Source organism: Arthrobacter tumbae (genome assembly GCF_016907495.1).
GTDB lineage: Bacteria > Actinomycetota > Actinomycetes > Actinomycetales > Micrococcaceae > Arthrobacter_D > Arthrobacter_D tumbae.
Genome location: NZ_JAFBCC010000001.1, coordinates 1,822,780 through 1,845,391, shown reverse-complemented (window position 1 = coordinate 1,845,391; position 22,612 = coordinate 1,822,780). Strand labels below are relative to the sequence as shown.

Annotated in this window: 22 protein-coding genes; 13 read left to right on the top strand and 9 right to left on the bottom strand. The window is 64.8% G+C overall.

Annotation, left to right across the window (positions count from 1 at the left end; translation table 11 throughout):
* Positions 1-200: 200 nt before the first annotated feature.
* Positions 201-980: a hypothetical protein gene (locus JOD47_RS08895; RefSeq protein WP_204533649.1), complete on the top strand. Its 780-nt coding sequence runs from the start codon at positions 201-203 to the stop codon at positions 978-980.
* Between the two features lie 162 nt (positions 981-1,142).
* The gene (locus tag JOD47_RS08890) at positions 1,143-1,778 is read left to right on the top strand and encodes a hypothetical protein (protein WP_204533647.1); all 636 of its coding nucleotides are present in this window, start codon (positions 1,143-1,145) and stop codon (positions 1,776-1,778) included.
* A 28-nt stretch (positions 1,779-1,806) separates the two neighbouring features.
* Here JOD47_RS08890 and JOD47_RS08885 read toward each other — a convergent pair whose 3' ends face one another.
* From JOD47_RS08885 to sigK, 4 genes are all read right to left on the bottom strand, one after another.
* Positions 1,807-3,192, bottom strand: a complete 1,386-nt coding sequence (locus JOD47_RS08885; protein WP_204533645.1) for an MFS transporter — start codon at positions 3,190-3,192, stop codon at positions 1,807-1,809.
* A 189-nt stretch (positions 3,193-3,381) separates the two neighbouring features.
* The gene (locus JOD47_RS08880; protein ID WP_204533643.1) at positions 3,382-3,804 is read right to left on the bottom strand and encodes a DUF3151 domain-containing protein; all 423 of its coding nucleotides are present in this window, start codon (positions 3,802-3,804) and stop codon (positions 3,382-3,384) included.
* A complete protein-coding gene (gene fbaA / locus JOD47_RS08875; protein WP_204533641.1) occupies positions 3,804-4,823 on the bottom strand; it encodes a class II fructose-bisphosphate aldolase in 1,020 nt (339 codons plus the stop codon). Before fbaA ends, JOD47_RS08880 begins: the two co-directional genes overlap by 1 nt.
* A 97-nt stretch (positions 4,824-4,920) precedes the next feature.
* Complete coding sequence (gene sigK, locus JOD47_RS08870) at positions 4,921-5,526, bottom strand: ECF RNA polymerase sigma factor SigK (RefSeq protein WP_239548053.1); 606 nt, start codon at positions 5,524-5,526, stop codon at positions 4,921-4,923.
* Between the two features lie 171 nt (positions 5,527-5,697).
* On the opposite strand from sigK, the gene JOD47_RS08865 reads away from it, so the two are divergent.
* On the top strand, positions 5,698-6,207 hold the full coding sequence (locus tag JOD47_RS08865; RefSeq protein ID WP_204533639.1) for a MarR family winged helix-turn-helix transcriptional regulator: 510 nt from the start codon (positions 5,698-5,700) through the stop codon (positions 6,205-6,207).
* Here JOD47_RS08865 and JOD47_RS08860 read toward each other — a convergent pair whose 3' ends face one another.
* Positions 6,208-6,852, bottom strand: a complete 645-nt coding sequence (locus JOD47_RS08860) for a TrmH family RNA methyltransferase (protein WP_204533638.1) — start codon at positions 6,850-6,852, stop codon at positions 6,208-6,210.
* Between the two features lie 69 nt (positions 6,853-6,921).
* Between JOD47_RS08860 and JOD47_RS08855 the strand changes: the two genes are divergently transcribed.
* Together JOD47_RS08855 and JOD47_RS08850 are read left to right on the top strand one after the other, a co-directional pair.
* Positions 6,922-7,701, top strand: a complete 780-nt coding sequence (locus JOD47_RS08855) for an HAD-IIA family hydrolase (protein WP_204533637.1) — start codon at positions 6,922-6,924, stop codon at positions 7,699-7,701.
* Complete coding sequence (locus JOD47_RS08850; protein ID WP_204533636.1) at positions 7,701-8,423, top strand: tyrosine-protein phosphatase; 723 nt, start codon at positions 7,701-7,703, stop codon at positions 8,421-8,423. The genes JOD47_RS08855 and JOD47_RS08850 overlap by 1 nt, the downstream gene beginning before the upstream one ends.
* A 30-nt stretch (positions 8,424-8,453) precedes the next feature.
* Here the strand turns inward: JOD47_RS08850 and JOD47_RS08845 are convergent, their stop codons facing one another.
* Together JOD47_RS08845 and pyrE are read right to left on the bottom strand one after the other, a co-directional pair.
* A complete protein-coding gene (locus JOD47_RS08845) occupies positions 8,454-9,452 on the bottom strand; it encodes a thioesterase domain-containing protein (RefSeq protein WP_204533635.1) in 999 nt (332 codons plus the stop codon).
* On the bottom strand, positions 9,452-10,015 hold the full coding sequence (pyrE, locus tag JOD47_RS08840; RefSeq protein ID WP_204533634.1) for an orotate phosphoribosyltransferase: 564 nt from the start codon (positions 10,013-10,015) through the stop codon (positions 9,452-9,454). Before pyrE ends, JOD47_RS08845 begins: the two co-directional genes overlap by 1 nt.
* Before the next feature lie 377 nt (positions 10,016-10,392).
* On the opposite strand from pyrE, the gene JOD47_RS08835 reads away from it, so the two are divergent.
* Positions 10,393-11,097 (top strand): endonuclease domain-containing protein, encoded by a 705-nt coding sequence (locus tag JOD47_RS08835; RefSeq protein ID WP_204533632.1) that lies wholly within the window; start codon positions 10,393-10,395, stop codon positions 11,095-11,097.
* 314 nt (positions 11,098-11,411) lie between these two features.
* Here JOD47_RS08835 and JOD47_RS08830 read toward each other — a convergent pair whose 3' ends face one another.
* Together JOD47_RS08830 and JOD47_RS08825 are read right to left on the bottom strand one after the other, a co-directional pair.
* Entirely contained in the window at positions 11,412-12,350 is a 939-nt protein-coding gene (locus JOD47_RS08830) for a sugar phosphate isomerase/epimerase family protein (RefSeq protein ID WP_204533630.1), read from the bottom strand.
* A 451-nt stretch (positions 12,351-12,801) separates the two neighbouring features.
* A complete protein-coding gene (locus JOD47_RS08825) occupies positions 12,802-14,010 on the bottom strand; it encodes an ROK family transcriptional regulator (protein WP_204533628.1) in 1,209 nt (402 codons plus the stop codon).
* A 341-nt stretch (positions 14,011-14,351) separates the two neighbouring features.
* Here JOD47_RS08825 and JOD47_RS08820 point away from each other — a divergent pair, with 341 nt between their 5' ends.
* The 7 genes from JOD47_RS08820 to JOD47_RS08790 all read left to right on the top strand — a co-directional run bounded on the left by JOD47_RS08820 (position 14,352) and on the right by JOD47_RS08790 (position 22,532).
* Positions 14,352-15,335 (top strand): sugar phosphate isomerase/epimerase family protein, encoded by a 984-nt coding sequence (locus tag JOD47_RS08820; protein WP_204533626.1) that lies wholly within the window; start codon positions 14,352-14,354, stop codon positions 15,333-15,335.
* Positions 15,336-15,443: 108 nt separating this feature from the next.
* The gene (locus JOD47_RS08815) at positions 15,444-16,661 is read left to right on the top strand and encodes an inositol-3-phosphate synthase (protein WP_307836243.1); all 1,218 of its coding nucleotides are present in this window, start codon (positions 15,444-15,446) and stop codon (positions 16,659-16,661) included.
* Positions 16,658-17,551, top strand: a complete 894-nt coding sequence (locus JOD47_RS08810; RefSeq protein ID WP_204533622.1) for an SCO3242 family prenyltransferase — start codon at positions 16,658-16,660, stop codon at positions 17,549-17,551. Before JOD47_RS08815 ends, JOD47_RS08810 begins: the two co-directional genes overlap by 4 nt.
* On the top strand, positions 17,548-19,059 hold the full coding sequence (locus JOD47_RS08805) for an EboA domain-containing protein (RefSeq protein WP_204533620.1): 1,512 nt from the start codon (positions 17,548-17,550) through the stop codon (positions 19,057-19,059). Before JOD47_RS08810 ends, JOD47_RS08805 begins: the two co-directional genes overlap by 4 nt.
* A complete protein-coding gene (locus JOD47_RS08800) occupies positions 19,046-19,924 on the top strand; it encodes a TatD family hydrolase (protein WP_204533619.1) in 879 nt (292 codons plus the stop codon). Before JOD47_RS08805 ends, JOD47_RS08800 begins: the two co-directional genes overlap by 14 nt.
* On the top strand, positions 19,924-21,048 hold the full coding sequence (gene eboE, locus JOD47_RS08795) for a metabolite traffic protein EboE (protein WP_204533618.1): 1,125 nt from the start codon (positions 19,924-19,926) through the stop codon (positions 21,046-21,048). The genes JOD47_RS08800 and eboE overlap by 1 nt, the downstream gene beginning before the upstream one ends.
* Before the next feature lie 62 nt (positions 21,049-21,110).
* The gene (locus JOD47_RS08790; protein WP_204533617.1) at positions 21,111-22,532 is read left to right on the top strand and encodes an alkaline phosphatase family protein; all 1,422 of its coding nucleotides are present in this window, start codon (positions 21,111-21,113) and stop codon (positions 22,530-22,532) included.
* Positions 22,533-22,612: the final 80 nt, after the last annotated feature.

The window sequence follows — 22,612 nt, the reverse complement described above, 5'->3', positions numbered from 1 at the left end:
AAGCACCCGCACGGAGCGGAGAGCGCAAGAGCCTTCTGATGTAACGAAGGAGTAACGATAAGCTAGCTTTCTATCTGACCCATGGTGATTCATGGCATCGTCGATCGCAGGGGGAAGCCCCACTCGCCGCACTACATCTGGAAATTCGTCTATGTGCGATTCGAGATTTGACCGCAGAATTCTATGAGGAGGTAACTCTGATGAAGAAGAAAGCACTACTGATCGCCCCAGCCGTCGCTCTTGGTCTGACCACAATGGCCGGCGCTCCGGCGATGGCCGACCACGCCGCCGGTTCCTACTCCACCACGTTGAATCAGCTCAACAACAGTGGTGCGTCAGGCACGGCCTGGATTGACGTAAACGGCACCGAGGCCACGGTCACCATCGAAACGTCCGGTTTGGCCGAAACCTTCATGGATGGGCCTTACCCGCACGTGCAGCACATTCACATCGGAGCACAGGGTGCATGCCCAACTATGGCCGATGACGCCGACGGTGACGGCGTTCTGAGCACCCCGGAGGGCCAGCCTGCCTACGGCATGATCGGGACCACCCTCTCCCTTGAGGGCAGCACCGGCCCCGAAGCCGGTACTGATGTCACGGTTGCACCGTCGGGTAGCTCCTTCACCTATGAGCGCACCTTCGAGTTGAACCAGGAGACCCAGGACTCCCTGGCTAACGGAACCGCCGTTGTCGTGGTCCACGGACTGGATCCGGCAACCCAGCCGGCCGCAGCAACCGAGAAGATGAGCACTCTGCCTGGAGCCGAGTCGCTGCCGCTTGCAGCAACTGCCCCGGCTTTGTGTGGACCGCTGCAGATGCAGCCGGCCGGAGGCGCTGACACCGGTGTGGACGTCGCTGCAGCCGGTGAGACCGCCGGAACCACCGATGCCGGTGCGGTTGCGCTGGGCGGAGCCGGCCTGCTCGCCGCACTCGGCGGTGCATACGCTGTGCGTCGCCGCATGGTCGCCGGCCGCTAAGGATCAGCAACTTCTAGATCCTTCATGGTGCGAACAGCCGCCGCCCCCGCCTCCCGGCGGGGGCGGCGGTCGTTTATCGTTCCTAAACGGCTGCAGCTCTCCAACGCATTCTGGGCACCGCAGTTCTCTGCGTCCGCACGCACACCGTACATAATGGAAACCATGAGCGCCGAGACCGAACACTTCGTTGGACACATCGCCAGCTTGGGCACCACGTCGGGAGTGCGCATCGTGATCGGGATGTGGGGCGCGTCCCCCTACGGTGCGTTCACCGATGTGATGGTGCAGAGTGCCGAAGGAACGCGCACCTTGCTCGCTCCGACGTCGGCCGTTGCTGACTATGTGTCCGGAGCCTATTCCTTCGACATCGTGCGAACCGTTCCACTGACCGTCAGCATGGGCGAGGATTCGCTCGCCCTCGATGCCGGACCGCTCAGTGTCCGCGCGGAACTGGGCGAGTTAACCGCCGTCGGGCGCGTGCTCGGCCTGATTCCTGCTGTGATCGCCACTCACCCCCGCTGGCTGAGGGCCATCAATCCGATCTCCAAAATCATCATGCCCGGGGTGCGCACAGCGGGCACCACGAAGGACGGCCGCCGGCAGTTCTACGGCGTCACCGGCGCCCGCGTCATCACTGCCGCAACGGCAACGTGGGCGGGCGACCCGCTCGGCGAGCTCACGAGCGTCCGCCCCCGCGTACGCTTCGGGTTCAGCTCGGTGCCGAAGAAGCCGCAGGTGGTGGACGTGACGACGACGGTGCTGCCGCTCGCTGAGTCACCGGCAGTTTCCGGTACCTGATAACCGAGAAACTGCACTCGTGATGCCCCTAGCGGGCGGCTGACGCGTCGTTGGTGCCCGGGGTGTTGCGCCCGCGCAGGGAAAGGCCCGCAGTCTCAGGGGTTTTGATGAGCGCGAGAGCTCCGATCACACACGCCCCCATCATGTACATGGCCGGGACCAGGTTGTTCCCGGTGCTTTCCACGAGCGCTCCATTGACCACCGGGGCTGTTCCCCCGAATAAGGCCGTGGCCACGTTGTAGGTGATGGCAAAGCCGGCGAATCGAACATGGGTGGGAAACAGGGATGGGAACATCGCCGAAATGGTCGCAAGCTGCGGCAGGTACAGGAGTCCGAGAACCGCAAACGCGAGCAGGGCAAAGCCGAAGCCCAATCCCATCAGCATGTACATCGGCAGCGCCAGGACAAACAGCCCGATCAGGGAGAACCACCACATGGGCTTGCGCCCGATCCGGTCGGACAACGCTCCGAAGAAGGGGATCAGGGCCATCAACACGACCTGGCCGATGAGCAGCAGGGTGAAAGTCGCGTCCGCGTCCATGTCGATCGTGACCTGGAGGTACGTCGGCATGTACTGGAGGAACGTGTAGTTCACGACATTGAGGGCAATCACCAGTCCTGACATCGAGAGGATCGGACGCCAGTACTTGGTCAGCAGATCCTTCAGCGCCACGCCGGCTTTGGATTCAGTTTCACCCTTGGACTCCGCCTCCCGGAAGACGGGAGTGTCCTCAAGCTTGGTGCGGAGGTACCAACCGACCGCCCCCATCGGACCGGCGATGAGGAACGGAATGCGCCAACCCCACTCGGCCATGGCGTCTCCACCGATGATCACCTGGCACAGCAGAGCCACCAGGCTGCCCAGGGCAAACCCCGCGAGCGTGCCGAACTCGAGGAAACTGCCGTAGAAGCCGCGTTTCCTGTCCGGCGAGTACTCAGCCATGAAGGTCGCCGCGCCGCCATACTCTCCGCCGGCGGAGAACCCCTGGATCAGCCTCAGCAGAATCAGCAGCGCCGGGGCAAGGAAGCCCACGGCGTCGTACGTTGGCAGAAGTCCGATGCAGAAAGTGGAACCGGCCATCAACAGGATAGTCATTGCCAGGACTGACTTGCGCCCGATCTTGTCCCCCAGCGGACCCCAGAAGAACCCGCCGAACGGCCGCACCAGAAATGAGACGGCGAAGGTCCCTAGCGCCCAGACGGTTGCCTGGTCCCCCGGGAAGAAGATGGAACTGATGTACACAACCATCAGTCCGTAGATGCTGTAGTCGAACCACTCGACCCCGTTGCCGATGGCGGAGGCGCCGATCGCCTTCCGCAGTGTCCGCTTCCCCTCGGGGGTTTCGGAATCCGGAGTGGCGAATTCCCCTGCGTCCTGCGTGGGAGGTCCGGTTGTTCTCTCCTGCTCAGTCATGCGACTCCTTCAGGTGGAGGTGCCAGGGCGCCGGTGGACGTCCCGGGAGTTCACACGAAACTATGAGGTTTCCCGAGGCTGAGTCAAAACTGTCCCACCACCAAGGGAACTTTTGCGCAGGGCCGGCGACTTGCCGACGTCGTCAGCTCACCAGACCTGCGCAAAAGTTCCGTGTCCGACCAGCGGGAGCTAGGAGCCGGACAGCTCCTTGCTTGCCTCCGGGTCGGATTCGCGGAGGAATTTCGCGATGCGTTCCGCCTCGTCGATCTCGCCGATGGAGGCCGCCGCACGGCCAAGCGCGTTCAATGCCCGCAGGAAGCCGCGGTTCGGCTCGTGCGAGTACGGCACCGGCCCGGCTCCGCGCCACCCGTTCCGCCGCAGCGCATCCAGCCCGCGGTGGTAACCGGTGCGTGCGTAGGCGTAGGACTCGATGGTGCGCCCGTCGCCATACGCCTCATCGGCGAGGATGGCCCACAACAACGACGACGTCGGATGCTTGGCTGCCAGGTCGACAGCCTCCTCCCCAGCCGCCAGACGGGAGACAACATCCGGTTCCTCGGGAAGGAGCGTTGGTTCCGGGCCCAGGAGGTTCTTGCGGAATTCGTCGGACATCAGAGCTTCTTGCCTGCTGATCCGAGCGACTTGGCTGCCTCAACAACGCGGGCGGCCAGGCCGGCTTCTGCGGATGCACCCCAGACGCGCGGATCGTAGGTCTTCTTGTTGCCCACCTCGCCGTCGACCTTGAGGACTCCGTCATAGTTCTTGAGCATGTGGTCGGCCACCGGACGGGTGAATGCGTACTGGGTGTCCGTGTCGATGTTCATCTTGATGACACCGTAGGAAACCGCATCCGCGATCTCCTGGTCGGAAGAACCGGAGCCGCCGTGGAACACGAGGTCGAAGGGCTTGTCCTTTCCGATCTTCTGACCCACCTGCTCCTGGATGTCCTTGAGTATCTCGGGGCGCAGCTTCACTCCACCCGGCTTGTACACTCCGTGGACGTTTCCGAAGGTCAGTGCAGTGATGTAGCGGCCGTGCTCACCGGCGCCGAGGGCTTCGATGGTGGCCATCGCGTCCTCCACCGTGGTGTAGAGCTTGTCATTGATGGCGTTCTCGACGCCGTCCTCTTCACCGCCGACGGTACCGATCTCAACCTCGAGGATGATCTTGGCCGCGGCGGCGCGGGGCAGGATCTCCTTGGCGATCCGCAGGTTTTCCTCGAGCGTCTCGGCGGAGCCGTCCCACATGTGGGACTGGAACAGCGGATCCTCGCCGCGCTTGACTGCTTCCTCGGATGCAGCCAGCAGCGGCAGCACGAAGTCGTCGAGCTTGTCCTTGGGGCAGTGGTCGGTGTGCAGGGCGATGTTCACGTCATAGCTCTTGGCGACCTCGCGGGCAAAGGCCGCGAAACCGAGGGAACCGGCAACCATGTTCTTGACGGAGGCGCCGGACCAGTAGGCTGCGCCTCCCGTGGAAACCTGGATGATGCCGTCAGACCCGGCCTCGGCGAAACCCCGAATAGCCGCATTCAGCGTCTGGGAAGACGTCACGTTCACCGCGGGGTAGGCGAAGCCGCCGGCCTTGGCGCGGTCGATCATCTCGGCGTAACTGTCCGGTGTGGCGATGGGCATGGCAACTCCTCGTATGGGTTTCGGGCGACTCAAGGCTCACGAAGGGTAAGCCTCACTTCCGTCCCATCCTAACGAGGGCGGTAATTGCGCGGAAACCTTACGGCGCGAGTGACGAATACGGTTCGAGCGCATCCTTCAACCGACCGAGGCCGTCGCGGATCCGGGCCTTCACCGTGCCGAGCGGGGCTTCGAGTGCTTCCGCCACCTGCGCGTAGGTGAGCCCCTTGTAGTAGGCCATTTCGATTGCCTGTCTCTGCTTCTCGGTCAGTGTGCCGAACGCAGCCTGCACCGCCTGCGACTCGTCACGGGCAAGAACCGATTCCATGACGTTGTCAAAGGGCGTCAACACTTCCGAAGTGGACCACCTGGTGAGCCTGTTCCGATGGGCCTGCTCCGATCGGATCCTGTCCACCGCGCGCCGGTGCGCGAGGGTCATGAGCCACGCGATGGGAGATCCGAGTGCCGGCGAGAATTCCGCAGCCTTGTTCCAGACCTGGAGGAAGACTTCCTGGGTTACCTCCTCTGAGATGGCGGGATCAACGATAATCCTTCGAACCAGCCCGAATATGCGGGCACTGGTGAATCCGTAGAGAGAGGTGAATGCGCGTTCGTCGCCACGTCCCACCTGGGTCAGGAGGTAAGCGAGGTCCGGCTCTGGCAACCGGTCGACCGAAGTCAGCTCCTCCATCATCGTCATCGACATGAGCGGAATGGAGCGGCGGACCCGGGCGGTTGGGGAATTCTGATCGTCATGGCAGTACGTCCACTCCTGGTAACTAGTCCTTCCAGCAGTTCTACACCTTTTTCGCTAGGAAAACTATCTACATGCAAAACGTCCTTCAAGGTTAGCTAGCAAAATGCTAGGCTGACGGGCATGACCACTTTTCCGCAGGCTGTCGCCCCCACGGCGGGCACCGGAAGCGATCAGGCGGAGCCCGGAATCGACGTGCTCAATGCGCTCCGCGACTACCGTGCCTCCGAAACTGCCATGCGCCGCCGCACGCGCTCCTCCACAGGCATGGGTGAAACCGACTTTCTGGCGCTGCGCTACTTGCTCGAAGCACAGCGCGACGGCCTCGAGGTCAGCCCCAAGGCGCTCGCTGCCAGACTGGGAATCTCCTCCGCCTCCACCACGAGCCTCATCGACCGGCTGGCCCGGACGGGGCACGTTCGGCGGAAGCCGCATCCCCGGGACCGTCGGGCGCTGGTTCTGGAGGCAAGCGCCGAGCCGGACTGCGAAGCCCGCCGGACCATGAGCGACACGCACCAGCGAATGATGGATGTAGTACAAACCCTCCCATCGGAGGAAGCCGCCGTCGTCGTTGAGTTTCTTGTGCGCATGCGGGAGGCCGTCGACGAGATCGACGCCGACCAGCCGGGCTGACTACTGCGGAATGGTGTGCTGCCCAAAGACGTGGCGCCGCACCCAGCCGTGCATGGCGATGGCCGCTGCAGCCGACGCGTTGATCGACCGGGTGGAGCCGAACTGGGCGATGGAGAGGGTGGCATCTGCGGCGGCATGAACCTCGGGCGTGAGGCCCGGGCCCTCCTGGCCGAACACGAGGACGCAGTTGCGCGGCAGCTCGTACGTCTCCAGCGGCACGGAGTCGGGGAAGTTGTCGATACCTATCACCCTCAGACCCGCTGCCTGCGCCCACTCCACGAAGTCCTCAACCGTGGGATGGTGGCGCACGTGCTGGTAGCGGTCGGTGACCATGGCACCCCGGCGGTTCCACCGTCGTCGTCCGATGATGTGCACTTCACGTGCAAGGAAAGCGTTGGCCGTGCGGACCACTGAGCCGATATTCAGGTCATGCTGCCAGTTCTCGATGGCCACGTGGAAGTCGTGGCGCTTCGAATCGAGGTCGGCAACGATGGCGTCGTGCTGCCAGTAGCGGTATTCATCGACCACGTTGCGGGTGTCCCCGTGCGCAAGCAGCTCCGGGTCCCACTGCGGGCCGGACGGCCACACGCCCTCCCAGGGCCCGACGCCCACTGTTGCCGGAGCGTTTTCCACAGTTTCTTCCACCTCCCAAGACTAAGGTGAAAGACTGATCCCGGGTTTACGTACCCTCCAACGTCGTCACGGAAGAAGCGAATGCGCGAAAACGAACACATTGAGTGCTGGCTGACTGACATGGATGGCGTCCTGGTCCACGAGAACCAGGCCATCCCGGGAGCTGCCGAGCTGATTGACCGCTGGGTGGCAACCTCCCGACGGTTCCTCGTTCTCACGAACAACTCGATCTACACCCCGCGTGACCTGGCTGCACGCCTGAAGGCGTCCGGACTCGAGGTTCCGGAGGAGAACCTGTGGACCTCCGCGCTCGCCACCGCGCAGTTCCTGCGCGATCAGCTGCCCGGCGGGCGCGCCTATGTCATCGGTGAGGCCGGATTGACGACGGCGCTGCACGAGGCCGGCTTTGTCCTCACCGACCAGAACCCGGACTACGTGGTGCTCGGCGAAACCCGCACCTACTCGTTCGAAGCGATCACCAAGGCCATCCGTTTGATCCTCGAGGGCGCCCGGTTCATCGCCACCAACCCGGATACCACCGGCCCGTCCAAGGAGGGCCCGCTTCCCGCCACCGGTGCAATAGCTGCGCTCATCACCGCGGCAACCAACCGCGAGCCCTACATCGTGGGCAAGCCGAACCCCATGATGTTCCGCTCGGCGATGAACCAGATCGACGCGCATTCGGAGACCACCGCCATGGTGGGCGACCGCATGGACACCGACATCATCGCGGGCATGGAGGCGGGCCTGCATACGGTCCTGGTGCTCACGGGCATCACCAAGCGGGAAGATATCGATGCCTACCCGTTCCGGCCGGCGCAGATCGTCGACTCCGTGCAGGACCTCATCGAGCAGGTCTGATGGTCGGCATCCTCAACCTGCGGGACATCGCCGAACTGACCGCGGGCAGCGCCAACGCACCCGCCCGCGCCCGGGTCTACCGTTCCAGCCAGCCCTTCGGCTGGGATGCTGAGGCGACCATGGAGTTCCTGCACCGCCAGGGAATCGAGACCATCGTTGATCTGCGCAGCGAGCGCGAGGCCGGGCGGGTGCCCTGGCAGGTTGCGCACACCGCCGGCATCGACGTCATCGCCGCCCCTCTCGATCCGTCCGGGGCAGACCCCGCCGCCACCCTGCTTCTGAGGACGGCGGAGGATCTCGGCAACTACTACCTCAGCTGGCTGTCCGCCCGCCCGGACGCCGTCCTTGATGCGCTGCGCCCCATCGCGGAGGGGCGCACCACTCTCGTGCACTGCGCGGCAGGCAAGGACCGCACCGGGGTGATCACCGCCGTCGTACTGCTGGTTGCCGGAGTCGAGGACGAGCTGATCATCGAGGACTACGCCCACACCACCGGTGCACTGCCGCAGATCCTGCCGGCGCTCGCGGAGCTCTGGGCGGGTCAGCTGCCGGCGCACGATCTACCGAAGGACCTGCCGGTGATCCTGACGGCTCCGGCGGAGGCGATGGCCACGTTCCTCACCGGTTTGCGGCGGGAACACGGGTCCGTTGAGGACTACCTGCTGGGTGCAGGGATGGCGCCTGAGGACCTTCGGGCGCTGCGGGACTCGCTGCGCGCGTAATGCGTGTCCCGTGCGACGGATGCTCAGGAGCTAAAACATGCTCTTCGTTTTTCCGCCGGTGGGTATCGGGAGGAATTCCTGCTGCACTTCCCGCGTCACGGCCTGATAGATCAGCGGATTCCACTGCGGACTGGCGTGCGGCGGGAGCGCGCCCTCGGTAATGAGGTCTGCTGAAACCATGCTGTCGGGGAAAGCCGCCGCCCAGCCGGGTCGCGCCGTCGCGTAATCCACCGTGCCGTCATTCGGGTTGCCGATGAACGCCAGTTCAGTGCTGCTGCCCAGACCGAACCGGGCAATGTTGTAGTGGAAGATATACGACGCCTGGGACTGGATCAGCACGCTGGACGGCGCCAGGGGAGAGATCTGCTCAAGGGTCTGGTCAAGGATCTGCGACCAGGTGCGCTCGTCCTTGTGCACAATGCGCTCGGCCAACTCATAGCCGCCGCGAAGCACCGTGGGAACACGGTAGCCGGCCTCGTAAAGGTAGACCACGCCGTCGAACATTGCCTGGTCGATCACGTCGAACCGGCTGTGCGGGCTGGAGTCCAGCAGGATGAAGCGGACGTCCACGCCCACCTCCTGCAGACGGGACGCAACCTCGACAGCCACCATCCCACCGAAACTGTGCCCGTAGAAGTACAGGGTGTCGATCTGCTGCGTGCGGACGTAGCGCCGCAGGGAACCCACGATGGTGGAGATATCCAGGCCGCGGTTGGAATAGCCCATCACGGCCAGGCGTGCCCGCCGGCTGAGCACCGGGCGCAGCGAGTTCATGATCCAGACGCCCTCCTCCCAGCTCGTCTTGTATCCCGGGAACAGGATCCAGCGTGCGTTGGGGAAGGTGGCGTCCGCGTACTCATCCTTCACAGGAATGATGGCCAGTTCCTCGCGGGCTTCCTGGATCTGCCGCGTGACGAACAGGTCCGTGGCCAGCGCCAGTCCAAGCGCGGAGCCCGTGAGGAAACGCCGGCGCGACATGCCCTTCAGGCCATGCGCGTAGTTCAGGAGCCGCTCGGGATCGTTGGTCATTACTCCAGACCGAGTTCATCCTTGCTGAAAGCGAAGAGGTAGGGAACGCCGGCCTCCGACTCGATCCGCTCCTTGGAGCCGGTGTCGCGGTCCACAATGACAGCGACTGCCACTACATTGGCGCCGGCCTTGCGCACGCCCTCCACAGCAGTGAGCGCGGATCCGCCGGTGGTGGAGGTGTCTTCGAGGACGACGACGTCGCGGCCGGCGACATCCGGACCCTCAACCTGGCGGCCCATTCCGTACGTCTTCTGCGCCTTGCGGACAACGAAGGCGTCCACAGCGCGTCCGTCCCGGGCGGCGGCGTGCATGAGCGCTGTTCCCACCGGGTCCGCCCCCATGGTCAGGCCGCCTGCGCTCTGGAAGGTGATGCCGGCGTCGTCGAGAAGGCTTAGCATGACCTCGCCCACCAGTGCCGAAGCTTCATGATGCAGGGTCACGCGGCGAAGGTCGATGTAGTAGTCCGCCTCCTTGCCGCTGGAGAGCGTGACCCTCCCCCGCACCACCGCCAGTTCCAGGATGAGATCGCGGAGTCGGTCACGGGCGGTGGGGATGTCGGTCATAAAAATCAGTTTAGTAGGGGCTCACCGTGATGCCCGATTTCGGGGTCGGCGCGCGGCTGGCACTCGCTCGGCATGCCGATTCCTCGCAGGTCTCGCTCGTGAAGCCCCGATTACGCGGCGTGTCCGGCCGCAACACGCGCCTTCCGGCGGCAAACCTGCACGCAATCGGCTGCCCATCACCTCCTCCACATCGCTGGAGTTCCGCACATACGGCCGTTTTACGCACCAACGCTCGCTCGAATCGGTGCAATAGCAAGGTGGATGTTCTCAATGCCTTACGCCGATCAGGGTCCGTCGCGCGCACCGGAGACCTTCTCCGATGGGGTGCCACGCGCGGTCAATTGCGCGCGGCCGTTGACGACGGGACCTTGATACACGTGCGAAAGGGCCTCTATGCGCTACCCGACGCCCCCCGGGATTATCTGGCTGCGCTCCGGATGAACGCGCGGCTCACCTGCGCTTCGGCAGCAACCCACCATGGATTGTGGCTGCTCACGCCTCCCACCCGACTGCATGTGAGCTGCGTCGGCAGAAGTGGCGGCAGGTACGTGAACCACCAGTTCCGTACCGTCGATCCACACCACCGACTGCCCATCGTGGGGGTTGTCGACACCCTGCTTCATGCCCTTCAGTGCCTTCCAGCAGTCGATGCCGCCGTCGTCGTCGAAAGTTCGCTGAGGCGGGGAGACACTGTGAGGGCGTTCCTTGAGGAGCGGCTGCAGGGCAACCGGAACGGAAAAGCGCGTGCAGCCCTGGACCTGGTGACAGGATGCGGGGAATCAGCAATCGAGGTGGTGGCCCGGATCCTGTTTCGGCGTGCCGGCTTCAATTGTGAAACACAGGTGCGCATCGATGGAGTGGGCCGGGTTGATTTCGTTCTGGAAGGTTTTCTTGTGGTCGAGGTTGACGGGGACCGGTACCACTCAGACCGCGCGGCCCGGAACCGTGACAGGCACAGGAACAATGAGTTGATCGCGCGCGGTTACCTGCATCTTCGCTTCAGTTACGAAGACATCATGTTCAATCAGGACTATGTTCTTGACCGTGTCCGCGTGGTGCTGTCTGGTCGGGTGATTCGGTGAGCCACCGCCGAAAACGCCGATATCGCCCAGGTTGAGCGTTCACGAGCCAATGGCGCCGACGATTTCGTGCAGCTTTGCCGCCGCAGCAACCCCGTTTCACGGCGCGTCCGGCCGCGACACGCGCTTTCCGGCGGCAAACCTGCACAGAATCGCGCCCGGATCCACGGCACCGATCCGAAGGAGACTCCAGGAAGGCAAGCGGACGACGACGAAAGCCGGGCAGGTGCCTGGGAGACACCTGCCCGGCATTCACTGGACCGGAGAGCGCCGGACGGCTCTACTGAGAGCGTCGATCCGCTCTACTGAAGGCAGTGCTAGAAGCGGAGCGCGCGCAGGTAGTCGTAGCCAACCTCGGCGGTCTGCAGGGGCGTGACGTCCGGCTGGTCATTCTCGACGATGTATTCCTTCGGCGTGTGAGCGCGGAAGATGCGTGCAAAGTCGATGGTCCCGGTTCCGAGATCGGCGAATCCGCCGGCGGTGTCACGATCCTTCACGTGGTACTGCAGAACCTTCTGCGGCGCCTGCTGAATGGTGTCGATCGCGAACTGGATGGGATCCGAGGCCCCCACACCAACACCACCGGTGACAGCCCAGTACAGGTCAACCTCGAGGTGGACCAGCTTGGGGTCAAGGCGGCTGGTGAAGATGTCCCACGGGGTCACTCCGCCGCCGACGTCAGTGGTGAACTCGTGGGCGTGGTTGTGGTAGCCGTACTTCAGGCCGGCCTCGCGGGCGGCTGCCGCCTCCACATTCATCTGGTCCGCCCAGCGACGCCAGTCATCTCCGGAGGTTGAAGCCAGGTACGGCACGTTGATGTGTGTCTGGCCCAGCGTGACCGCGTTGGCAATCTTCGTCTCCAGCGCAGCGGAACTGCCGCTGATGCCGTCATGGCTCGACGAAGGGGTGATGCCGAGCGAATCAAGCGTTGAGCGCATCGCTTCCGCAGTGCGCCCGTACAGGCCGGCGAGCTCAACCTTGGTGTAGCCGAAATCGGCGAGGCTCGCCAGGGTCGCATCCACACCTGCGCCATTCATGATCGAACGCAGTGTGTACAACTGGATGCTGATGAGTCCGGGGGGAACTGGCCGGCCCTTCCTGGCACCGGGAGCGGCGATGGCAGCCGTCCCGCCGACGCCGGCGAGGCCTACACCCACGCCTACCGCTGCGGCTCCCCTCAGGAAACTGCGCCGGTCGACCCCCTTCTCCTCCAACGAACGACGAAGGGCGCCTGGGGCATTGAATCCGAAGCACATATGTTTGCCTTTCCTGGCACTGGATGCGTTCCTCCACCGGCTTTGGTGGGGAAGCATGCGAAGCTGCGGCGCAGCAATTGATGACGGAGCTCGCGGCTTGCACCGAACACGGCCGGGCAACAGGGCTGCCCACGGTTCGTTGCTTCACCCACAGCGTCTTCGCCGTGCGTTCAGCACTCCACCGTTGCCGTCAATCAGTAACAGACACGAGGGTGGCAGGAAGTCATGATGCTGCTGTGGACCGCTTTCGCTGACACAACTTCCCTGATTTCAAGCGCATTTGAGCCTGAAACCCAGCTAGGAAAGTGTTAGCTCTCCTACCTGGCCAGCTGGCGGCGACGCTGCCCGGAAAGGTAGTGCCGCCGTCGTTCGGGCTTGTTGTCCGAGACTAATTCGGGGTTTTGTTGTCTGTCAAGCAAAAGTCGTCGGGATGTAAAAAGAAGTGCGCGGGCTATCCGACCATGGAGCCGGACAGGCCGAGAACCATGGCATCGATGCGCTGAGGAGACATGGCATGGTGGATTGCCAGCATGCTGGCGCCAAGCACACCGGCGTCGAGCCCGGAACTGGACTGGACAATCTGCAGGTGCTGGGTGGCCAGGGGAATAGTGCGGGAGTAAACCACTTCGCGGATACCGGCAATAAAGTGTTCGCCCGTGAGAGCCATGGAGCCGCCGATGACGATGACCGACGGATTGATGAGGCTCACACAGGCGGAGAGCACCTCGCCCACATCCCTACCTGCCTGGCGCACGGCGTGCACGGCTTCGGTTGTGCCTGCGCCGACCAGCCGAACCACGTCTTCGCTGGTATTGGCTTCCAGTCCGAGAGCGCGCAATTTCGACGCCACAGCCGGCCCGGAGGCGACTGCTTCCAGGCAGTCCTTGTTTCCGCAGTGACAGGGCACTCCGCCGCCGTTGTGCACGCGAATATGGCCGATGTCCCCGGCCACACCGTCAGCACCGCGCTGCAGCATGCCGCTCGAGACAATGCCCGAGCCGATCCCCGTGGCGACCTTCACAAAAATGAGGTTGTCCACTGTGGGCCAGGCGACGTTGCGCTCACCGAGCGCCATGATGTTCACATCGTTGTCCACGAGAACCGGAACGTGGAAGTGAGCCTGCAGGTGGCCCGGCACGTCGAAGCCGTTCCAGCCGGGCATGATCGGCGGGTTGATTGGCCTGCCGGTCCGGTGCTCCACCGGACCGGGCACGCCGATGCCGATGGCGAGCAGGTCCTTCACCGCGCGCCCTGATTGTTCGAGCAGCTCGGTGCCCAGCTCCACAACCGCCTGCAGCACGACGTCGGGGCCCTGCGTAACTTCGATGGTCCGGGAGGCTTCACGCAGGCGGTGCCCCGTCAGGTCCGTCACGGCTACGTGCAGGTGCGAAGCGCCGATGTCCACACCGAGCACCACCTTGCTGCCGGCCTTCAGCGCGATGCGCGAGGAGGGGCGCCCGCCGGTCGACACGGCGTCGTCCACGAAGCCGACAAGGCCGAGTTCCATGAGCGCCTCGATACGCAGCGTGATCGTGGAACGCGCGAGGCCCATCTGCTCGGCGAGCTCAGTCCGCGTGCGCGGACGGCCGTCACGCAGAATCTGGAACAGCTCGCTCGCTCCGGAGGAACCAAGGCCATTGAAGCTACTTATGTCACTCATCGACTAATTACAGCACAGCTTTCGACGAAACGAATGGTCGGAGTGAGTATCCGCTGGGCGGCGGGGCATGCGGAGCCCAATCCGCACGGAAAGCCCATCTGCGCCCGTGGATTTCGCTGGAAGGCAACGTAATCCGCATTAGCCTTGCCCATTTCGATCTATCCTGCGCTTCACGTTGCGCGAATATATCGAGGGAGACACTACATTCGTTGTTCACCGCCATTAGTCGTGTTAGGTTCTTTGTGACCGGCGTCTCCTCCAAGGTTTTTCCAAGGACCTTCGAGTAGAGGAGCGATCCGGTCAGGCAGGTTACGAGGCAGCATCACTTCAAGGAGGAAGCTTTGATCAAGGACACTCACGCCGGCAGCACCCGCTCACGCCGGGGGGCTACCCGCAGGCTGGCAGGCGCCGCCTCACTGGCCATTGCAGCAACCGCTGTATTGACCGGGCCCGCCGCTGCGGCTCCCGCGTCCGGCAATGCGAACTCGGCAGCCGACTGTGCAGGCAAGAGCGTTCCGGCCAGCAAGATTTCGTTCCAGCTCTACAGCTACGCGGGCTGGCAGGGGGAGATTGGTACCGAGGCGATCCTCGCCGAGCTGGCCGAGATCGGCTACAAGAACGTGGAGCCGTTCGGCGGTTCCTACGAGGGCCGCACCGCCGAGGAGTTCCGCGCACTGCTCAAGGAGTACAAACTGAAAGCTCCGTCGGCGCACGGAAGCACAGCTGAAGCAACATTCGACCAGACCCTGGCGTACGCCAAAACCATCGGCCAGAAGTACACCGGGTCCGGCGGCTGGGCCGCACCCGGTATCAACAGGGATGGAACCAGCACCTATGCAGACGTGCTGGCCACCGCCGAGGCAATGAACCGTCTCGGCGAGCTCTCCGTGGAGGCAGGAACTGGCAAGCACTTCGGGCACAACCACTGGTGGGAGTTCACAACACTCGTTACCAACCCGGAGACAGGCGAGGAGACAACCGCCTACGAGGTGCTGCTGGCGAACACCGACCCCCGCTACGTCGCCTTCCAGCTGGACGTCTTCTGGGCATCTGATGCAGGGGTCAATGTAGTAGACCTGCTCGAGCGCCACGGTGACCGCATTGAACTGCTGCACATCAAGGACGGCGCCCTTCCCGCCGACACCCTCGGTTTCGAGAGCTTCCCCCTGCTGACCGACGTCGGCGAAGGGGACATCGAATGGGCGCCCATTCTCGACGCCGCCCAGGGCCACGTGAAGTACTACGTCATTGAACGCGACGGCGCCCCGGCTACCGCGGAGTTCGCCGAGGACAGCTTCAACTTCCTCACCTGCTACTCCTACTGACGCCCGGGATCCAGGCGGGCGGGCAACACCCGCCCGTCCGGATCGGCGTGAGCACTGCAACACGAAAGAACACAGACATTGGGTACACCAGCCGAAGGGGCCATCCGCGTGAGCGCCAACACTGAACCGACAGGCCGCAATTACGGGAAGACCGGGATCTGGCTCATCGGTGCCCGCGGATCCGTGGCAACCACCGCCACGGTGGGACTCGCTGCCATTTCCTCCGGTCTTGCTCCCGCCACGGGATGCGTCACGAACCAGGACTCTTTCACTGCGGTCCTGCTTCCAGACTTCGCCGACTTCGTGGTGGGTGGCCATGACATCAGCGGTGTCTGCATGGCCAAGCGCGCCGAGTCCCTCGTTGAATCGGGCATGCTTCCGCCCCACCTGCTCGAATCGGTCCGCTCCCAGCTCGGAGAAGCCGACCAGCGCGTGCGGCCGGGCTATGATCCCGCACAGCAGTCGGAGTCACAGGCCGACGTGGCCCGCCGGCTCGCGCAGGACATCACCGACTTCAAGCACGCCAACGGCCTGGACCGCGTCGTCGTTCTCGACGTCGCATCCACCGAAGCGCCCGTTGAACCGGTCGCCGAGTTCTCGAACATAGAGCTGCTGCTCGCCGCCCTGGAGGATCCGGCCCGCCGCGTGCTGCCGCCGAGCTCCGTGAGCGCCTACGCCGCAGTCCTCGCCGGCTCTTCCTACGTATGTTTCACACCCTCCACCGCTCTCACCATCCCGGCACTGCGTGAACTCGCCGCCCGGCACCGGGTACCGTCCGCCGGCCAGGACGGCAAGACGGGCCAGACCTGGCTGCGGTCAGTCCTCGCTCCCGCCTTCGCAGCACGTGGGCTTCGAGTTCTGTCCTGGGCGGGCACCAATCTGCTGGGCGGCGGCGACGGCGCAACCCTCGCCGACCCGCAGGCTGTTTCCGGCAAGCTTCAGTCCAAGAACCGCGGGCTGCAGGAGCTGACGGGAGGTGCGGTGACTCCGCTTCACATTGACAATGTCCAGGATCTCGGCGAGACGAAGGTGGCATGGGACCACATCAACGTTGAGGGTTTCCTCGGATCGCGTCTCACGCTGCAGACCACCTGGAGCGCCTATGACTCCATGCTGGCCGCCCCCATGGTCCTGGACCTCGCGAGACTGATGGCCCTCGCCCACGCTGCCGGAGAGGAAGGCCATGTCGACGCACTCGGATTCTTCTTCAAGGACCCCTGGGGCAGCGATGAGCATGCGTTCGCCAACCAGACCCGCAACCTCGTGGAGTGGGCGCAGACGGCAAGTGCCCGGCTCACAGCCGGTGGGAGCCTCGATCAACAGTGAGCGTCAACGACTACCTTGAACTGGTTCGCGCGCCGGCCGTGCTGACCGTCCTGGGCGACACCCTCGCGGGCGGTTCCGCCGCCGGGCAGGCACTGGGCGGCCGCCGGATCGCGCTGCCCCTGGCAAGCGCGTGCCTGTACGCCGGCGGAATGGCGCTCAATGACTATGCCGACCGCACCATCGATGCCCGCGAGCGCCCGGAACGACCCATCCCCTCCGGGAGGATCGGTGCCCGCAACGCCCTCACCACCGCAGTTGCACTGACCGTCGCCGGGCTGGGACTCAGTGCCGCAGGTGGGGGCAGGCGCGCCTTCACTGTCGGAGTTCCACTCGCCGCCTCCATCTGGACCTACGACCTGCTCGCCAAGAAGCATGCGGTCCCCGGCGCGCTCGCTATGGGGGCCTGCCGTGCCCTGGACGTCCTGATGGGCGCCGGTTCCGGGCACCTGCGCCCCGCACTCAGCGCAGCCGGCATCATGGGCGGCCACACCGTCGCCGTCACCCTCCTCTCCCAGGGCGAAGTCCACGGAACAACGACGACGACGGCGTCCGGCGCTGCTACGACCACCGCCCTGATTGCCGGTGCGGTGGTGGCCGGTACTGTGACCGCCCCCGGCATGAGGTCCCGCACCCGGATTTCCGCCGTGCTTGCAGCAACGGCGGTCTACGCCGGCCGGTGTGCTCCGGCGCAGGTGCGTGCTGCCGGCAACCCGGCGGCGAAGAATGCGCTTGAAGCCACGAAGGCCGGCATCCGCGCGATGGTCCCGCTGCAGGCAGCGCTCACGGTTCGCCATGGGAACCTGGCTGCCGCAGGGGTGCTGGCATCGGTGGACCTGTTCGGCAAAATCATGCGCGCACGCCCGAGGAGCAGGAAGTTGAGCGAATCATGACGGAATCACCCATGCCCTTCAGCCTGGGATACGGCACCAACGGTCTCACCGACCACCCCCTTCCCGTGGCCCTGGAACTCCTCGCCGAGCAGGGGTACGGCGCAGTGGCTTTGACCCTGGGGCATCCGCACCTTGACCCGTTCGCCGCAGACCTGGACGCACAGTTGCAGGCGCTGCGGGTGACGCTCAGTGAGCTGAACCTTCGCGTGGTCATCGAGACGGGCACCCGCTTCCTGCTCGACCCGCGCCACAAGCACCGCCCGGCGCTGGTGGACGAGGAGGCCGCAAGCCGCGTCGACTTCCTGCACCGCGCCGTCGACATTGCGGCAGCGCTGGAGGCTGAATGCGTCTCCTTCTTCTCCGGGGTGCTTCCGGAAGGAACTTCCCCTGACACGGGATGGCAGCGGCTTACCGAACGGGTGGCAGGCGTCGTTGAGTACGCCGCCGGGACAGGGGTCCTTCTGGCCGTGGAGCCCGAGCCGGGCATGCTGGTCGAGACGGTGTCCGACGCGCTGCACCTCCGGGCCGAGCTCGGCGATCCGGACAATCTGCGGATCACCGTGGACATCGGGCACTGTGTAGTCGTCGAACCTGACGGCGTGCGCGGCGCGCTCCTCCAGGCCGGGCCGCTGCTGGCGAACGTCCAGCTCGATGACATGCGCCCGCACGCCCACGAGCACCTGCCGTTCGGCGAAGGAACCGTGGATCTGCCTCTCGCACTCGCCACCCTGGCCGAGCTGGATTACCGCGGAGTGGCCGCCGTCGAACTGCCGAGGCACTCCTACGACGCACCGGGGCTCGCCGCCCGCAGCATCGCGGCACTCAGGGATGCTTGGACGGAATCCGGAACCAGCAGGGAATCGGAGCGCTGGCTCCAGGAGAGTACGACGGCGATAGCCGCCGATCCTTCCGCCCTCACCACCATCTTCGCTCAGGCTGGGCGCCGGCTGGGCCGCATGCCGCTGCGCCCGGACGCCGACCCCACCGGCGCACTCTTCGGCACCACCAGCGACTCCGCCCGGGGCCGGCTCCTCGGCCGGCTTGGTGAGCTCCTCCCTCCCGAAGAGCTGGCGCTGGCGCTGTCGGCACTCTACGACGGCGGTGACTCCGCGGAGCGCCGCGGTGTGCTTCGCGGCCTGGCAGCGCTGGCCACGCGCTCACCGAAGCTTCCGGACGTCGTCGTTAACGCAGGGCTGAGGCTCACCAGTGAGGCCCTGCGGACCAACGAAAGCGGTCTTGTTGCCGCCGCCGTCGGGCCGTTTGCAGCTGCCCATCTGGATCAGCACAGCTGGCGCCATGCCGTGCTGAAGCTGGTGTTCATGGGGGTCAGCCTCAGCGCCGTCACGGACCTGCAGGAACGTGCGGATGACGAACTTGCCCGGATGGCAGGCGACTTCGCCGCCGAACGGACAGCCGCCGGGCGTCCGGTCACGGACGACGTCACGCTGCTCCTGGGCTCCAGCCATTCGACCACTTCTCAGGGGGAAGCCAGCCATGCGCATCTTTGATCCTCACATCCACATGACCAGCCGCACCACCAATGATTACGAGGCGCTCTATGCCAGCGGCGTCCGCGCCCTCGTCGAACCCGCATTCTGGTTGGGGCAGCCCCGCACCAACGTCGGTTCGTTCCTCGACTACTTCGACTCGCTGCTGGGCTGGGAGCGGTTCCGTGCCGCCCAGTTCGGCATCCGGCACCACGCCACGATCGCCCTCAACCCCAAGGAGGCGAATGACCCGCGCTGCGTTCCCGTCCTCGAGGAGATCCCGCGCTATTTGGAGAAGGAGGGCGTGGTGGCCGTGGGTGAAATCGGCTATGACTCGATGACTCCCGCCGAGGATGAGGCCTTCAGCCGCCAGCTCGAACTGGCGATCGAGTATTCGCTGCCGGCCATGGTGCACACTCCGCACCGGGAGAAGCTCGCCGGCACGCACAGAACGCTCGACGTCGTCCGTGAATCCGGGGTGGCCCCCGGCATGGTGGTTGTGGACCACCTCAACGAGACCAACGTCGAAATGGTGAAGGACGCCGGTGCCTGGATGGGCTTCTCCATCTATCCGGACACCAAGATGGATGAGCAGCGCATGGTCGCCATCCTCAGCCGCTATGGAACCGAGCGTGTGCTCGTCAATTCCGCGGCCGACTGGGGCAGGTCGGACCCCCTGAAGACCTCACGCACCGCCAACGCGATGCTCGCGGCCGGATTCACGGCCGACGACGTCGACCGGGTGTTCTGGCGCAACCCCGTCGAGTTCTACGGCCAGAGCGGCCAGCTGATCCTCGACCCGATCCCCGGCTTCGACGCGGCAGACCTCCCCGACGCCGCAGCGGGCTTCGAGGGAAACTCGGTCCTGCGGGGTGCCCGCGCCTGATGCTCCTCTCCTACTGCACCAACGTCCATCCGGCCGAAGATCTCGACGGCATGGTCCGGCAACTCCGCGAGTACTCCGGCCCCATCCGCCGGAAGGCCGGCCTGGACGTTCTCGGTGTGGGGCTCTGGCTTCCCGCCGGACTGGCGCGCCGGCTGGCCCGGAGTGCAGATGACCTGGCGACGCTTCGCGAGGTCCTGACTGCGGAGGGGCTTCAGCTGCACACGATCAACGCCTTTCCCTACGGCGGCTTCCACAACGAGGTGGTCAAACTCGGCGTCTACAAACCCACGTGGGCCGAGCGGGAGCGGCTGGAGTACACCCTCGACTGCGCGGAGGTCCTCGCGGCGCTCCTGCCGGACAACACGGCCGGCTCGATCTCGACCCTGCCGCTTGCCTGGCGAAACCCATGGACACAAACCGACGACGACGACGCCACCTCCGCTTTCGCGGAACTGAGCTTCCGCTTGCGGGAACTTGAGGAGCGCACGGGAAAAACTGTCCGCATCGCCGTCGAACCGGAACCTGGGTGCGTGCTCGATACTGTTGACGACGTGGTCGGCTGGCTGGGAGCACGGATTGATCGCGGCGTTGATCCCGAGTACATCGGCCTGTGCGTGGACACCTGCCACCTTGCGGTTTCTTTCGCGGACCCGGCGGACGCGATCAGCCACATCGAAGCGGCGGGCCTGCGGGTCGTGAAGATCCAGGCGTCAGCAGCCCTCCATGTTCCCGACCCCTCCAGTGCCGCCGCCCGTGCAGCGTTGAGAGCCTTCGCTGAACCCCGCTACCTTCACCAGGTGCGGGAGCAGGGCGAGTACGGAATCCTGGCAGCCGATGACCTGACAGAGGCCCTCGACACTCTGCCGGGACAGGCCCCCTGGCGGGTGCATTTCCACATCCCGCTCCATCACATCCCCTCCGCCCCGCTGGAGACCACGGCCGCTGTGCTGCGACAGACCGTCGCGGAGGTTTCCCGCAGGCACTACGGCCGGGAAGTACATCTGGACATCGAAACCTATACCTGGAGCGTCCTGCCCGGAGGGCAGGTCGGCATCGTCGACGGAATCGCCGCCGAGATCGGGTGGGCGGAGTCCCACCTCCTCGCGGCAGCACCGGCGTCGTAAGCGCTGCCGGGAACACACCCGGCACTGATCCGTTTGAGTAAGACAACTGCAAGGGAAGAACCGTGAAACCAGTACTGCTGCTGGATGTTGTGGGGCTGACTGCCCAGTCCCTTCGTTCCATGCCCCGCCTGACCAGACTTGCGGCGCAGGGATGGTCGTCCGAACTTGCGACGGTCCTGCCTGCGGTGACCTGCACCGTCCAGTCCACCATGCTGACCGGGCTGGCTCCCGCCCAGCACGGGGTCGTTGGGAACGGCTGGTACTTCCGGGAATTGGGAGATGTGTACTTCTGGCGCCAGCACAACAAGCTGGTCACCGGCGAGAAGATCTGGGAGACCGCACGGCAGCAGGACCCGGGGTACCGCGCGGGCAATATCTGCTGGTGGTACGCCATGGGAATGTCCACCGACCTCACCGTGACTCCCCGGCCGATCTACCTTGCGGACGGCCGCAAATCGCCCGACGCGTATGTGCGTCCCCCCGCCCTGCATGACGAACTGGTGGGCCACTACGGCGAATTCCCGCTCTTTCAGTACTGGGGGCCCACGGCGGCAATCCAGTCGACACAGTGGATTGTGAATTCCACCCGGCACGTCCTGCGGAACCAGGCCCCGAATCTCCTGATGGCTTACCTCCCCCACCTTGATTACGATCTCCAGCGGTTCGGACCGGATTCTCCGCAGGCGGCCCGGGCAGCAGCCGAGCTGGATGGAGTTCTCGCTCCCCTGCTGGACGAAGCCGAGGCCCGGGGTTATGCGGTTATTGTGGTGTCCGAGTACGGCATCGAGGAAGCGCGCAAGCCGGTGGACATCAACCGTGTGCTGCGCCGGGAGGGCCTGCTCGAGGTCTATGTGCAGGGCGCCCGGGAGCAGCTGGACCCGTGGACGTCGCGGGCGTTCGCCGTTGCCGACCATCAGGTTGCCCACGTGTATGTCTCCGATCCGGCGGACATAGAGCGCGTGGCTGCGATCCTTCGCGCGACCGACGGGGTGGACGAGGTCCTCGACCGCAAGGCGCAGGGCCGTTACGGGCTCGACCATGAGCGGTCCGGTGAGCTGGTTGTGATCGCGGAGCCAGGTGCCTGGTTCACCTACTACTTCTGGCTGGACGATGACCGGGCGCCCGACTACGCACGCGGCGTCGACATCCACCGGAAACCCGGGTACGACCCTTCCGAGCTCTTCTTCAACCCGGCGGACAAGCTGGCCAAGGCGAAGGCGGGTATGAATCTGGCGCGGAAAAAGCTGGGCCTGCGATATGCCATGAAAACGGTGCCCCTGGATCCTACGCACGTTCGCGGAACCCACGGAAGGCTACCCGATTCGAAGGATGGCACGCCGCTGATCATCGCTTCCCATGACCAGATACCCGGGTCCATCGAGACACTCGTGAACGGCGGCAGACAGGTGCCGGCAGCCGCCGTCAAAGGGCTGGTGCTCGAGACCCAGGGTATGCACAGTTTAACGGGTTCACAACGACTTTAGCTTTACGGAACAACAAAATCCCGATTCGGCGCAGGAATGCGTTGATGTCGGACGATAGCCTGCTTTTGCGTGCCCGAACG